This is a genomic window from Janthinobacterium rivuli (genome assembly GCF_029690045.1).
In the GTDB taxonomy this organism is placed as follows: domain Bacteria; phylum Pseudomonadota; class Gammaproteobacteria; order Burkholderiales; family Burkholderiaceae_D; genus Janthinobacterium; species Janthinobacterium rivuli.
Map to the genome: position 1 here is coordinate 1,974,198 of NZ_CP121464.1, position 14,329 is coordinate 1,988,526.

The 14,329-nt window shown below is 56.4% G+C and carries 8 protein-coding genes, 2 tRNA genes and 3 rRNA genes; 7 read left to right on the plus strand and 6 right to left on the minus strand.

All coding sequences use genetic code 11. The features are described from left to right. Window positions 1–9: 9 nt before the first annotated feature. From P9875_RS08970 to P9875_RS08980, 3 genes are all read right to left on the minus strand, one after another. Window positions 10–1,200: a PAS domain-containing sensor histidine kinase gene (locus P9875_RS08970; RefSeq protein ID WP_035825937.1), complete on the minus strand. Its 1,191-nt coding sequence runs from the start codon at window positions 1,198–1,200 to the stop codon at window positions 10–12. A gap of 160 nt (window positions 1,201–1,360) precedes the next feature. Continuing rightward, window positions 1,361–2,119, minus strand: a complete 759-nt coding sequence (locus tag P9875_RS08975) for a LytR/AlgR family response regulator transcription factor (RefSeq protein WP_035825940.1) — start codon at window positions 2,117–2,119, stop codon at window positions 1,361–1,363. 68 nt (window positions 2,120–2,187) lie between these two features. Beyond that, the gene (locus P9875_RS08980; protein ID WP_278318165.1) at window positions 2,188–3,480 is read right to left on the minus strand and encodes a sensor histidine kinase; all 1,293 of its coding nucleotides are present in this window, start codon (window positions 3,478–3,480) and stop codon (window positions 2,188–2,190) included. Between the two features lie 577 nt (window positions 3,481–4,057). Between P9875_RS08980 and P9875_RS08985 the strand changes: the two genes are divergently transcribed. From P9875_RS08985 to P9875_RS09010, 6 genes are all read left to right on the plus strand, one after another. Beyond that, window positions 4,058–5,588: ribosomal RNA gene (locus P9875_RS08985) — 16S ribosomal RNA — on the plus strand. A 100-nt stretch (window positions 5,589–5,688) separates the two neighbouring features. Further along, a tRNA-Ile gene (locus P9875_RS08990) sits at window positions 5,689–5,765 on the plus strand. 19 nt (window positions 5,766–5,784) lie between these two features. After that, window positions 5,785–5,860, plus strand: a tRNA-Ala gene (locus P9875_RS08995). A gap of 239 nt (window positions 5,861–6,099) precedes the next feature. After that, window positions 6,100–8,975, plus strand: a 23S ribosomal RNA gene (locus tag P9875_RS09000). Between the two features lie 138 nt (window positions 8,976–9,113). After that, window positions 9,114–9,226 (plus strand): 5S ribosomal RNA (gene rrf, locus P9875_RS09005). The 16S, 23S and 5S rRNA genes sit together here with 2 tRNA genes alongside, the layout of an rRNA operon. A gap of 269 nt (window positions 9,227–9,495) precedes the next feature. Next, window positions 9,496–10,794, plus strand: coding sequence for a leucine-rich repeat-containing protein kinase family protein (locus tag P9875_RS09010; protein WP_278318806.1), 1,299 nt, complete (start codon window positions 9,496–9,498; stop codon window positions 10,792–10,794). A 54-nt stretch (window positions 10,795–10,848) separates the two neighbouring features. On the opposite strand, the gene P9875_RS09015 is transcribed toward P9875_RS09010, so the two are convergent. Then, window positions 10,849–12,114, minus strand: coding sequence for a nitronate monooxygenase (locus tag P9875_RS09015; RefSeq protein ID WP_035825945.1), 1,266 nt, complete (start codon window positions 12,112–12,114; stop codon window positions 10,849–10,851). 183 nt (window positions 12,115–12,297) lie between these two features. Beyond that, window positions 12,298–12,783 (minus strand): YajQ family cyclic di-GMP-binding protein, encoded by a 486-nt coding sequence (locus P9875_RS09020; protein ID WP_034759416.1) that lies wholly within the window; start codon window positions 12,781–12,783, stop codon window positions 12,298–12,300. A 186-nt stretch (window positions 12,784–12,969) separates the two neighbouring features. Here P9875_RS09020 and murB point away from each other — a divergent pair, with 186 nt between their 5' ends. Beyond that, on the plus strand, window positions 12,970–13,998 hold the full coding sequence (murB, locus tag P9875_RS09025; RefSeq protein WP_278318166.1) for a UDP-N-acetylmuramate dehydrogenase: 1,029 nt from the start codon (window positions 12,970–12,972) through the stop codon (window positions 13,996–13,998). On the opposite strand, the gene P9875_RS09030 is transcribed toward murB, so the two are convergent. Next, on the minus strand, window positions 13,999–14,313 hold the full coding sequence (locus P9875_RS09030; protein WP_035825949.1) for a pyrimidine/purine nucleoside phosphorylase: 315 nt from the start codon (window positions 14,311–14,313) through the stop codon (window positions 13,999–14,001). Between the last annotated feature and the right edge of the window lie 16 nt (window positions 14,314–14,329).

Sequence of the window (14,329 nt, forward strand, 5' to 3'; positions counted from 1 at the left end):
GCGCCTTTTTTATTGCATCGCCGCTGTTGCCGCTTCCGCATGCATGGGCAGCGAGATTTCGATGCGTGTGCCGCCCAGTTCGCTATCGGCACCGATATGGATGCTGCCATTCAAACCCCACACCCGTTCGCGCATGCCCAGCAAGCCCAGGGCCGTGGCTTTTTCCAGGTCGTGCTCGGCAATGCCGCGGCCGTCATCCTGGATGGTGATGGCCAGCGAGGAATCGATGCGGTGCAGGGCGATGGTGATGTGGCTGGCCTCGGCATGGCGCGCGATGTTCGTCAGCGCTTCCTGCACGATGCGGTAGATGGCCGTGCTGCGCGCATCGTCGAGCACGAGGTCGGCCTCGTCGGCCAGCAAGTCGAAATGGATGGCGCGGCGCAACAGAAAGTCGTGGCGCAGTTTTTGCAGCGCAAAATACAAGCCCCCTTCATCGAGCGCGCGCGGACGCAGATTGCTGGCGATGCGCCGCAACGAGGTGATGGCCGTTACCAGCAAGCCATCCATGCTGTGCAGCAACGCTTGCAGGGACGCGGTGGTGTCCGTGTGCTGGCGCACCAGGGTCAGGTCAACGCGCAAGGTGGCCAGCAGTTGCCCCAAGTCATCATGCAGTTCACGCGCGATATGCTTGCGCTCTTCTTCGCGGATCGATTGCAGCGCGCTCGACAGTTCGCGCAGTTGCGAAAAGGAGCGGGCCAGTTGTTCATGCATCTGCTGGCGCGCGCTGATGTCACGCACGATGATGGTAAATACGCTCTGGCCGTCTTCCAGCATGGCCGAGAGCGAGCCTTCGAGGGGAAACATGGCGCCGTCGCTGCGCCGTCCCGTCAGGGTGTAGTCGGTGGTGCGCCGGCCCGTCAGGCGCAGCTCCAGGTTGATGTCGCCAAACGGCGGATCGCCCTCGTGCTTGCCCAGGCCGCCCAGGGTGCGCAAGTCGCGCAGGATGTACTGGCCCAGGCGCATGCCGCGCATGCCGGCCGGCGTGTCGTCGAACAATCTGGCTGCCGCCGCGTTCGCATGCAGGATGATTTGCCGGCTGTCGATGCTGATGATGGCGTCGCTGGCGCTGTCGATGATGGCCTGGCCACGCGCCTGCCGTTGCCGGCGGGCTTTCAGGGGAGGAAACAAGCACAGCAAAAGCGCCGCCGCCATGCCCAACGGCAGGATACGCAGCAGTGTGGAACTGCCTCGGTCAGGCATGGGGCTCTCCTTGCAAACGTGAGCGAAGGCAGGCAAGACAGGAATGGCGGACAGGACTTTAGCCTATGCCTGTTGGCGCGGCGCGGCTTGATGTGGCGCAGGAAGGGGAAAGAAGAGAGGCATGCGCCGCGCCGGCCAGGGCCGGGCGGCGGCGGGAGACTTACATTTGCTTGAACAGGTGCAGGAAGCTGCGGCTTACTTCGAGCTTGTCGGACTTGCCTTTGATGAGCACCAGGTGGCGGCCGCGGATGTCGCGCGTCACGCCTTCGATGGCATTCACGTTGACCAGGGTGGCGCGGTGGATTTGCCAGAACAGCGAAGGATCGAGCTCTTCGGCCAGGTCGCGCACGGGCTTGCGGATCAGCGCCTCATACTTGGCAGTTTGCACGCAGGTGTATTTCTCGTCAGAACGGAAGAACAGGATTTCTTCCACGGGGATCATGCGCAAGTCCTGGCCGATGCTGGCCTGTATCCATTGCAAATAGGTGGGCTTGGCCGTGATTTTTTCCGCCAGCTGCGACAGCATGGCCGTGACGCTGCTGTTGACGTCCAGCGCCGGCTTGTTCAGGTGCGTTTTCAGGCGCTCCACCGTGACCAGCAAGCGCTCATGCTCGGGCGGCTTGAGCACGTAGTCGACGGCGCCCCGCTCGAAGGCTTCGACGGCGTGACTATCATAGGCCGTGACGAAGACGATATGCGTCTTGCCGCCGATTACTTGCGCCGCTTCCATGCCCGTCTTGCCCGGCATGCGGATATCGAGGAAGGCAAAGTCCGGCTTGAGTTGCTCCACCAGTTCGATCGCTTCGTCGCCATTCTTGGCTTCGCCGATGATTTCCAGTTCAGGCCAGGCCTGGCCCAGGCGCAGGCGCAGCTGGTCGCGCATCAGTCTTTCGTCGTCGGCAATAATAGCGGTAGGCATAGGTCTCAAGTGTGAACAGGCGAAGATTGATTATTCAATGATTTAGCGTTTTTATCAACTACTCTGTCTTATTTGGACAATTGATATGGCACTTCGATCACGGCGCATACGCCGGACGGTTGATTTGGCGTAATGGTCAGGCTGCCCTCATCGCCATGCAGCAGCTTCAGGCGCTCGCGGATGGTGGGCAAACCGAGGCCCGTGCCATCGCTGGGCACCACGCCAAAGCCGAGGCCGTCATCGGTGACCGTGACGCGCAGCTTGCTGTGCGCCACTTCGGCCACGATGCGCAGGGTGCCGCCTTCCGGTTTGACTTCCAGGCCGTGCTTGATGGCATTTTCCACCATCGATTGCAACATCATGGGCGGGAAGGCGGCGCTGCGCAGGCCATCGGGAATCTGGAAGTCGACGGTCAGGCGTTCTTCCATGCGCATTTTCAGCAGGTTCAGGTACGCTTGCACCATGTCAGCTTCGCGGCCCAGGTTGGTAATCAGGGCGTTGTCGCGCATTTGCGGCAGCACGGCGCGCAGATACTGGATCAGGCTGCGCTGCATCTTGGCCGCGCGCGGCGGATCGACCTGGATCAGGTGTTCGACGGAAGCAAGCGTGTTGAACAGGAAGTGCGGCTCGACTTGCGCCTGCATCATCTGCATCTTTGCTTCGCTGAGCTGGCGCTGCATGGATTCGCGCTCGGCCGCCTCATTCGCCGTGACGGTTTCCGCTTCCGCACGTTTCTTGCCGCCGACCAGGGCTTTCATGGCGAACAGGGCCAATACCAGCAAGGATACAAAGCTTTTGAACCAGGTCGAGGCTTGCTGGTGATAGCGCGAGACTTTTTGTTCCGCCGCATCATCGACCGCTTCTTCGATGGCATTCGACAACTCTTCACCGATTTGTGGCGGCAATTCGATGTGGACTTCTTCGCCCGAGGCATTCGTCGTTACTGGATAGCTGGGCTTGGCAGGAGCGGCCGGCGGCTCCGGTGGTTCCGGCGGCACGGCACTGGCTTGTGCGTCCGCCTCGGCGGCATCGGCTGGCTCGCTGGCTGCATCGGCCGCGCTGCTGCGCCGGTTCTTGCTGTTGCGGGGATTGAAGTGAATCCCCGTATCGTCGATCAGGATATTGGTTTCCCCCGAACCCTTGCTGCTGCGTTTATGCGACTTGATGACTACTTCTTCGTCCGGGTTGGACGAGAACAGCTCATCTTGCAAAATGGAACCGGCGATCAGGGCCAGCGCAGCGAACAGGAAGAATTTCCACCAGGACAGTTGGGTGACCCAGGTCGTCGTCGCGTCGAATGCCCGTTGCAACCAAGCGAGGATGGTTTTCAACAAGTGGGGCAGGCTGGAAATCGGAAGCATGGGAGCACTTTCAAGTACAAGAGTTAATCGACGCGGCGGGCAAGTTTAACCCCTTGTTGAGTAGCGTCAGAGTCTGATGTTGCCACTGTGCCTAAAGACCACGAACTACGCCAGCCGATTGCGACAGGCTGCACAAAAAGGCGCTTGAAGTGAAGACTATGCTTGCTGGGCGGTGAGGGCGGGAAAATAGCGCTTGCGGGGCGCGCGGAGCAGGGCTATAATTCGCCCCCTCGCTGAACGACGCATGCAAATGCCGAGTAAAGCAGGGTGAAAAAAGAAGGTTGACGAAATGCTGCAAACGCTTCATACTCTTCCTTCTTGGCAGCTGACAAACACAACGCTTTGTCGATAGCGCGAATGCAGTAACCGAATACAGTTCTTTAACAATTAACAGTCGATAAGTGTGGGCATTTGATGTAAGTGCAGCGTCAATCTTTGGATTGGCGTCTAACTTAAAATATCAAATGTTCACAAGAAATAATGAAATAGGATACTTCTTCGGAAGTAGCCTGTCAGTTTTTTGAGTGAGCGACCCGTCGCAAGACGGTGCCAATAAAATGGCAAAGTAACAGAGATTAAACTGAAGAGTTTGATCCTGGCTCAGATTGAACGCTGGCGGCATGCCTTACACATGCAAGTCGAACGGCAGCACGGAGCTTGCTCTGGTGGCGAGTGGCGAACGGGTGAGTAATATATCGGAACGTACCCTGGAGTGGGGGATAACGTAGCGAAAGTTACGCTAATACCGCATACGATCTAAGGATGAAAGTGGGGGATCGCAAGACCTCATGCTCGTGGAGCGGCCGATATCTGATTAGCTAGTTGGTAGGGTAAAAGCCTACCAAGGCATCGATCAGTAGCTGGTCTGAGAGGACGACCAGCCACACTGGAACTGAGACACGGTCCAGACTCCTACGGGAGGCAGCAGTGGGGAATTTTGGACAATGGGCGAAAGCCTGATCCAGCAATGCCGCGTGAGTGAAGAAGGCCTTCGGGTTGTAAAGCTCTTTTGTCAGGGAAGAAACGGTGAGAGCTAATATCTCTTGCTAATGACGGTACCTGAAGAATAAGCACCGGCTAACTACGTGCCAGCAGCCGCGGTAATACGTAGGGTGCAAGCGTTAATCGGAATTACTGGGCGTAAAGCGTGCGCAGGCGGTTTTGTAAGTCTGATGTGAAATCCCCGGGCTCAACCTGGGAATTGCATTGGAGACTGCAAGGCTAGAATCTGGCAGAGGGGGGTAGAATTCCACGTGTAGCAGTGAAATGCGTAGATATGTGGAGGAACACCGATGGCGAAGGCAGCCCCCTGGGTCAAGATTGACGCTCATGCACGAAAGCGTGGGGAGCAAACAGGATTAGATACCCTGGTAGTCCACGCCCTAAACGATGTCTACTAGTTGTCGGGTCTTAATTGACTTGGTAACGCAGCTAACGCGTGAAGTAGACCGCCTGGGGAGTACGGTCGCAAGATTAAAACTCAAAGGAATTGACGGGGACCCGCACAAGCGGTGGATGATGTGGATTAATTCGATGCAACGCGAAAAACCTTACCTACCCTTGACATGGCTGGAATCCCCGAGAGATTGGGGAGTGCTCGAAAGAGAACCAGTACACAGGTGCTGCATGGCTGTCGTCAGCTCGTGTCGTGAGATGTTGGGTTAAGTCCCGCAACGAGCGCAACCCTTGTCATTAGTTGCTACGAAAGGGCACTCTAATGAGACTGCCGGTGACAAACCGGAGGAAGGTGGGGATGACGTCAAGTCCTCATGGCCCTTATGGGTAGGGCTTCACACGTCATACAATGGTACATACAGAGCGCCGCCAACCCGCGAGGGGGAGCTAATCGCAGAAAGTGTATCGTAGTCCGGATTGTAGTCTGCAACTCGACTGCATGAAGTTGGAATCGCTAGTAATCGCGGATCAGCATGTCGCGGTGAATACGTTCCCGGGTCTTGTACACACCGCCCGTCACACCATGGGAGCGGGTTTTACCAGAAGTAGGTAGCTTAACCGTAAGGAGGGCGCTTACCACGGTAGGATTCGTGACTGGGGTGAAGTCGTAACAAGGTAGCCGTATCGGAAGGTGCGGCTGGATCACCTCCTTTCTAGAGTTTGCACGAATCAGGTAACTGGTTCACGCATCAAATGTTCACACTTATCGGCTGTTTAATTAAGAAGAAACAGTAGTCGTAGTAGTTCCGCGTTGGGGCTGTAGCTCAGCTGGTTAGAGCACCGTGTTGATAACGCGGGGGTCGTTGGTTCGAGTCCAACCAGCCCTACCAGCTAATTAGTAAAATCTCAGGGGGATTAGCTCAGCTGGGAGAGCACCTGCTTTGCAAGCAGGGGGTCGTCGGTTCGATCCCGTCATCCTCCACCAAAGTTTTACTCGAAAGTGCAAATGTAAGCCTCTGGGTTTAGATTTGATCTTTTAGCGATCAAAGCTGTTTCGTTCTTTAACAATCTGGAAGAAGTAAAGATTATTTATTGATCGGTTTGCCGTAAAAAGCGAATCGATGGGTAATGATTGTATGTATCAACAAACAAGCAACAACGTTGTACTTTCTTATCCCTGTAGCGCTCTTTTCGTTTGAAAGAATGAAGAGGCTAACGTTATAGGGACAAGCGAATAAGTGCACATGGTGGATGCCTTGGCGATTACAGGCGATGAAGGACGTAGTAGCTTGCGATAAGCTGCGGGGAGTGAGCAAACACACTTTGATCCGCAGATTTCCGAATGGGGCAACCCACCCTTTTAGGGTATTGCATACTGAATACATAGGTATGCAAGGCGAACGCGGCGAACTGAAACATCTAAGTAGCTGCAGGAAAAGAAATCAACCGAGATTCCCAAAGTAGCGGCGAGCGAAATGGGAAGAGCCTGTACGTGATAGTCGGACTGATAGAAGAATCCTCTGGAAATAGGAACCGTAGCGGGTGATAGTCCCGTATTCGAAATCAGACCGGTGATACTAAGCGTACGACAAGTAGGGCGGGACACGTGACATCCTGTCTGAATATGGGGGGACCATCCTCCAAGGCTAAATACTCGTAATCGACCGATAGTGAACCAGTACCGTGAGGGAAAGGCGAAAAGAACCCCGGAAGGGGAGTGAAATAGATCCTGAAACCGTGTGCATACAAACAGTAGGAGCGGACTTGTTCCGTGACTGCGTACCTTTTGTATAATGGGTCAGCGACTTACATTCAGTGGCAAGGTTAACCGCATAGGGAAGCCGTAGAGAAATCGAGTCCGAATAGGGCGATCAGTCGCTGGGTGTAGACCCGAAACCAAGTGATCTACTCATGGCCAGGATGAAGGTGCGGTAACACGCCCTGGAGGTCCGAACCCACTAATGTTGAAAAATTAGGGGATGAGCTGTGGGTAGGGGTGAAAGGCTAAACAAACTTGGAAATAGCTGGTTCTCTCCGAAAACTATTTAGGTAGTGCCTCAAGTATCACCATCGGGGGTAGAGCACTGTTATGGCTAGGGGGTCATTGCGACTTACCAAACCATTGCAAACTCCGAATACCGATGAGTGCGAGCTTGGGAGACAGACGTCGGGTGCTAACGTCCGGCGTCAAGAGGGAAACAACCCAGACCGCCAGCTAAGGTCCCAAAGATTGGCTAAGTGGAAAACGAAGTGGGAAGGCTAAAACAGTCAGGATGTTGGCTTAGAAGCAGCCATCATTTAAAGAAAGCGTAATAGCTCACTGATCGAGTCGTCCTGCGCGGAAGATGTAACGGGGCTAAGCCAGTCACCGAAGCTGCGGATATCCTTTATTGGATATGGTAGGAGAGCGTTCTGTAAGCCTGCGAAGGTGTCTTGTAAAGGATGCTGGAGGTATCAGAAGTGCGAATGCTGACATGAGTAGCGATAATGGGGGTGAAAAGCCTCCACGCCGTAAGCCCAAGGTTTCCTGTTCAACGTTCATCGGAGCAGGGTGAGTCGGCCCCTAAGGCGAGGCAGAGATGCGTAGCTGATGGGAAGCAGGTTAATATTCCTGCACCGTCGTATGATGCGATGGGGGGACGGATCGCGGAAGGTTGTCCAACTGTTGGAATAGTTGGTTTTTGGCTCATAGAAGGTACTTAGGCAAATCCGGGTACGGAATTCAAGGGGTTGAGACGAGTGAATTTATTCACGAAGCAATCGGAAGTGGTTCCAAGAAAAGCCTCTAAGCTTCAGTCATACGAGACCGTACCGCAAACCGACACAGGTGGGCGAGATGAGTATTCTAAGGCGCTTGAGAGAACTCGGGAGAAGGAACTCGGCAAATTGGTACCGTAACTTCGGGAAAAGGTACGCCCCGGTAGCTTGATTGGTTTACTCCATGAGGGTGAAAGGGTTGCAATAAACTGGTGGCTGCGACTGTTTAATAAAAACACAGCACTCTGCAAACACGAAAGTGGACGTATAGGGTGTGACGCCTGCCCGGTGCTGGAAGATTAAATGATGGGGTGCAAGCTCTTGATTGAAGTCCCAGTAAACGGCGGCCGTAACTATAACGGTCCTAAGGTAGCGAAATTCCTTGTCGGGTAAGTTCCGACCTGCACGAATGGCGTAACGATGGCCACACTGTCTCCTCCCGAGACTCAGCGAAGTTGAAATGTTTGTGATGATGCAATCTACCCGCGGCTAGACGGAAAGACCCCATGAACCTTTACTGTAGCTTTGCATTGGACTTTGAACCAATCTGTGTAGGATAGGTGGGAGGCTTTGAAGCGGGGACGCTAGTTCTCGTGGAGCCAACCTTGAAATACCACCCTGGTTTGTTTGAGGTTCTAACCTTGGTCCGTTATCCGGATCGGGGACAGTGCATGGTAGGCAGTTTGACTGGGGCGGTCTCCTCCTAAAGTGTAACGGAGGAGTTCGAAGGTACGCTAGATACGGTCGGACATCGTGTTGATAGTGCAATGGCATAAGCGTGCTTAACTGCGAGACTGACAAGTCGAGCAGGTACGAAAGTAGGACATAGTGATCCGGTGGTTCTGTATGGAAGGGCCATCGCTCAACGGATAAAAGGTACTCTGGGGATAACAGGCTGATTCCTCCCAAGAGTTCATATCGACGGGGGAGTTTGGCACCTCGATGTCGGCTCATCACATCCTGGGGCTGTAGCCGGTCCCAAGGGTATGGCTGTTCGCCATTTAAAGTGGTACGTGAGCTGGGTTTAAAACGTCGTGAGACAGTTTGGTCCCTATCTGCCGTGGGCGTTGGAAATTTGAAGGGGGCTGCTCCTAGTACGAGAGGACCGGAGTGGACGAACCTCTGGTGTACCGGTTGTCACGCCAGTGGCATTGCCGGGTAGCTAAGTTCGGAAGAGATAACCGCTGAAAGCATCTAAGCGGGAAACTTGCCTTGAGATGAGATTTCCCAGAGCCTTGAGCTCTTTGAAGGGTCGTTCGAGACCAGGACGTTGATAGGCTGGGTGTGGAAGTGCAGTAATGCATTAAGCTAACCAGTACTAATTGCCCGTACGGCTTGTCCCTATAACCTTAGCAGGTACAGAGGATAAGACGGTACAACGTTGCGTGTGTGTTGATACAACCAGTCATTACCCCAATCTTTGCTTCTTCCAGATTCAGGCTTTGTCGTCCTACAGGAGACAAATGCCAGTACAAGTTATGCCTGATGACCATAGCAAGTTGGTCCCACCCCTTCCCATCCCGAACAGGACCGTGAAACAACTTTGCGCCGATGATAGTGCTGCAACCAGTGTGAAAGTAGGTTATCGTCAGGCTTGTTATTCGCAGTAAGAGAAAAACCCGTCAAGTAATTGGCGGGTTTTTTTTCGTCTGGTGGTTTTGTTTGACGCTGGTGGTGGCGTCGGCTTACGCGCGCAGCGCTAAGCCGACCTACGGTCAGACCCCCTCGCCCGTTAGCAATGACCTTTACGTTAGCGGCATTGAGGGTCTGACCCCGGCTGTTCATTTCGCAGTTGGGTTCAGTTCCACCGGTTTTATCCATGCTGGCGATTGCCGGGTTTTTGAAAGGGATATCTTGTCTGCTGTGCATACACTGGAACAATTACGCGCCGGCCAACTGGCCGGCCTTCGCCGTCTGAAGCTGTCCTGCGGCTTGACGGAGTTCCCCTACGAAATCTTCGACCTGGCCGACAGCCTGGAGATCCTCGACCTGTCGGGCAATGCGCTGTCCACATTGCCCGACGATTTGCCGCGCCTGCACAAGCTGCGCATCATCTTTTGTTCGGATAACCTGTTCACCGTCTTGCCGGCCGTGCTCGGTTCCTGTGCTGCGCTGGAAATGATCGGTTTCAAGGCGAACCGGATTCGCCACGTGCCGTCCGCCGCCTTGCCATCCAGGCTGCGCTGGCTGACCCTGACCGACAATGCCATCGAAACCTTGCCGGATGAGTTAGGCAAGTGCAGTGAACTGCAGAAACTCATGCTGGCGGGAAATTGCCTCGACAGCTTGCCGGCGACGTTGGCGAATTGCCATCGGCTGGAACTGGTGCGCATCGCCGCTAACCGTTTCACGGCGCTGCCCGACTGTCTGCTGTCCCTGCCACGCCTGAGCTGGCTCGCGTATGCGGGCAATCCCTTTACGGAGGCGCGTGAGCTGGCAGCCCTGGCCGGTACGGGGGCTGCGGGCGTGGCCTGGCAGCGCCTGGAACTAGCGCAGCAGCTGGGCGAGGGTGCATCGGGCGTGATTTACCGTGCCCGCCTCGATGGCGTCGATGATGTCGCCGTCAAAGTATTCAAGGGAGCGATGACCAGCGATGGCTTGCCGCGCAGCGAAATGGCCGCCTGTGTCGGCGCCGGTGCACACGCTGGTCTGATTCCCATCCTCGGGACGCTCGCTGCGCACCCGCAAGGGGCGCTGGGACTCGTCATGCCGCTCATCGACGCCGCCTACCGCAACCTGGCGGGGCCGCCGAGCCTGGCATCGTGCACGCGCGACGTGTATGCCGATGGTGCGCGCTTTGCCCCTGCGCAAGCGCTGGCCATTGCCCATGGCATCGCCTCGGCCGTGTGTCAGCTGCATGCGCACGGCATCGTGCACGGCGACTTATATGCGCACAATATCCTGCATGCGGACAATGGCGCCTGCCTGCTGGGCGACTTTGGCGCGGCGTCGATGTTTGCGCCAGGCTCGCCGCAAGGGGAGGTGCTGCAGGGCATAGAGGCGCGCGCCTTTGGCGTGCTGCTGGGCGAGCTGATCGCGCATGGTGCGACGCCCGTGCCCGCCCTGCAGGCCATGCTGGAAGCTTGCCTGCAGGAAGAGATATTGCGACGGCCCAGGTTCGACGCGATCGAACGGGCCTTGCGGGACATGCTCCCCGCATAAAAAAATGGCGCAGCCTTCGCAGGCTGCGCCATTTTTATTTCAGGCTAGCAAGATTTAGCTTGCTGCCAGGATTTCTTTTTCCGGCAGGGCAATCTGGTTGTCGACGCTGAACTGGTAATCCTTGAAGACGTGTTCGGCCGTCAGGATCTGGTATTCGCCATTCTCCAGCTTGTGCGTGGTGTCCTTCAGGCGATATGTGTAATGGCCGCAGGTCCAGCAGTTGAAGTTGCGCATGTGCGTGCACAGGCACGTCTTGTCCATCACGACGACGGTTTTTTGTTCCGGATGGGCCGCCACTTCGCGGTTGTACGAGTTGATGTAGGCGCAGTTGCCCGTTGCATCGAGCAGGTAGCCATACGATTCGCAGCCTGGACGGATGCCGGCGCCGATGGCGGGCGTGTTCTTCAGCATGCGCATCGGGTAGCCCGTCGGCGAGACGCCATTGACGATGATGTCTTCTTCCGAGGCCTTGTAGTATTCCTGCTTGACCTTGTTTGGCAAGCCGCATTCATTCGTGACGGTAAAGCGCGTCGCCACTTGCACGCCAGCCGCGCCCGCTTCCAGGAAGGAGACGGCATCGCTGCCCGTGAAAATGCCGCCGGCGGCGATCAGCGGGATGTCCAGCTGTTCGGCCTTCAGGTAGGCCAGCAGTTCCGCAGTGATCGTGTGCAAGTCGTAATTGGCCCAGTCCATGCCGAAACCCAGGTGGCCGCCGGCCAGGGGGCCCTCGACGATGATAAAGTCGGGCAGGCGGTCCAGCTTGGCGTTCTTGCGCAGGAAAATTTGCAAGGCGCGCACGGACGAGACGATGATGCCCAGCTTGGCATCACGGAAACGTGGATGGTCGGCCATCAGGGCGAACGAGCCGAAGTGCAAGCCGGCGGACAGGGTGATGCCGTCGATGCCGGCGTCCAGCGCCGCATTCAGGCGCACGCGCAAGGTTTCGCGGGGGCCGTTCATGGTCAGCTTTTCCATGCAATTGACGAAGATCAAGCCATCGCCTTTTTTTGCTTCCATGGTGCGGCCGATATGCAGGCGCTGCGCTTCCGCCAGGCGGCCCAGGTCAAACTGCACCACGGCCTTGTCACTGTTATTGATGTTGAACTTGTACAGTTTCGTCTTGTCTTTGACGAAGGTGGTGTCGAAACGGCGGTCCGACACGTCTTCCACCATGGCATCGGAAATATGGCCGATACCGTTCAGCCGGGCCGCTTCCAGGGCCAGCTCCGACGTGGAAATATCCACACCCATTCCGCCTATCATGATGGGCACATATTCTTTTTTGCCAAATCGCAGGCGGAAATCATCAACACGTTTCATTGCTATCCTTAGACTACCGTGGTTATCACTGAGCCAGATGTACGGTCAAGCCCGCTGCCGGTCGGGCGCGCGGGCGCATGTAGCTGTGCGCAGCTTCAATTCTACCCCAAGCGGGCAGACGCTCCGAGGCAGCTTGCCGCCATGCCGGCGCAAGCGCAGGCCGGAGCGTGCGCAGCATCGAAATTAATCGCGGAAATTATTAAATTCCAGCGGCATGTCGGGCACGTCCTTGCGCAGCATGGCCATGGCCGCCTGCAGGTCGTCGCGCTTGGCGCCCGTGACGCGCACGGCTTCGCCCTGGATGCTCGCTTGCACTTTCATCTTGCTGTCCTTGATGACGCGCACGATTTTCTTGGCATCATCCGATTCGATACCATTCTTGATCTTGATGATCTGCTTGACCTTGTCGCCGCCGATCTTCTTGATGTCGCCTTCGTCGAGGAAGCGCACATCGACCTTGCGTTTGGTCAATTTATTGGTCAGCACGTCGCGTACCTGGCTGAGCTGGAATTCCGAGTCCGCAAACGCGGTCAATTCGTTTTCCTTGTGCTCGACGCGGGCGTCGCTGCCCTTGAAGTCGAAGCGGGTCGTGATTTCCTTGTTGGATTGCTCGACTGCATTCTTGACTTCGATCATATCGGCTTCGGAGACTACATCAAATGACGGCATGGTCTGTTCCTTTTCTTGTTAAAGCGAGCGCACGCTCGGTACGCTGGGCCTTGGCGGCTGATTCCGCGCCATGGGACGGCCCTGTTAAAGATGCGACATTTTAACGGACAACGGACGGCCTGCCCTTGTCTTGCGCTGGTTTTTTGTCGGTTTCACTCTATAATCGAACAAAATAATCGCTATCCCATGTCTGCAGAGCTCACCATCGAACACAATTACTCCCTCCAGCGCCTGAATACCTTCGGCATCACGGCCAACGCGGCCGCCTACGTACGCATCACTTCGCAAGCTCAATTGCAGGCCGCGCTGCAAGATCCGGCCCTGAGCAGCATGCCGCGCCTGATTCTGGGCGGCGGCAGCAATATCGTGCTGACCGGTGACTTTCCCGGCGCCGTGCTGCACATGGCCACGCGCGGCATGCGCCTGGCGCAGGCGGATTTCGAGACCATACTCGTCACGGCCGCGGCTGGCGAAAACTGGCACGATTTCGTGCAATGGACCCTGGCGCAGGGCGTCGGCGGGCTGGAAAACCTGTCATTGATCCCCGGCACGGTGGGCGCGGCGCCTATCCAGAATATTGGCGCGTATGGCGTTGAAATCAAGGATTATCTGCATAGCGTGAGCGTCATGCACAGCGCCAGCGGCATCGTCTTCGACATGGACCGCGACGCCTGCCGCTTCGCTTACCGCGACAGCATCTTCAAGCAGGCGGACGGACGCGAGCTGATCGTGCTGGAAGTGACGTTTGCCTTGCCGGCCGAATGGCAGCCGAACTTGCGCTATGCGGAACTGGCGCAGGCCGTGGCCGAGCGCAATCTTGCCGAGCCGACGCCGCAACAGGTGGCCGAGACGGTGATGGCGATCCGCCGGCGAAAATTACCGGACCCGGCCGTGATCGGCAATGCGGGCAGTTTCTTCAAGAATCCGGTGGTGTCGAAGGAGCAATGTCTTGCTTTGCTGGAACGTTTCCCTGCGCTCGTGCACCATGCGCAGCCCGATGGCACGGAAAAGCTGGCGGCCGGCTGGCTGATCGATCAGTGTGGCTGGAAGGGGAAAAACCTGGGGCCCGCGGGAGTGTATCCCAAGCAGGCGCTGGTTCTGGTGAATAATGGCGGCGCTCGTGGCGCGGACATTACCCGGCTGGCGGCAGCGATACAGGATGATGTAGAGGCGAAATATGGCGTGCGCCTGTCGCCCGAGCCTGTGTTTGTCTAATTAACCGAAGTGGCAGACGTAGTCGACGGTTTCGACGGTCTCGATGTCAAAATAGCTATTGCCCGGGATACTGAATTGCGTGCCCGCGCCATAGCTGTTCCACTCGCTTGCATCGGCCAGGCGTACCTTGCACAGGCCGCCGACGATTTCCATGATTTCCGGCGCGCCCGTGTTGAAGCGCAACGATGACGCGAAAATCACGCCCACGCTTTTTTTCGTGCCATCGGCCAGGATGACGTTGTGCGAGACGCATTTGCCGTCAAAATAAATGTTCGACTTCTTGACGACGCTGACATTGTCCAGTTGTGTGCTCATGCTTCACTTTCCTTGC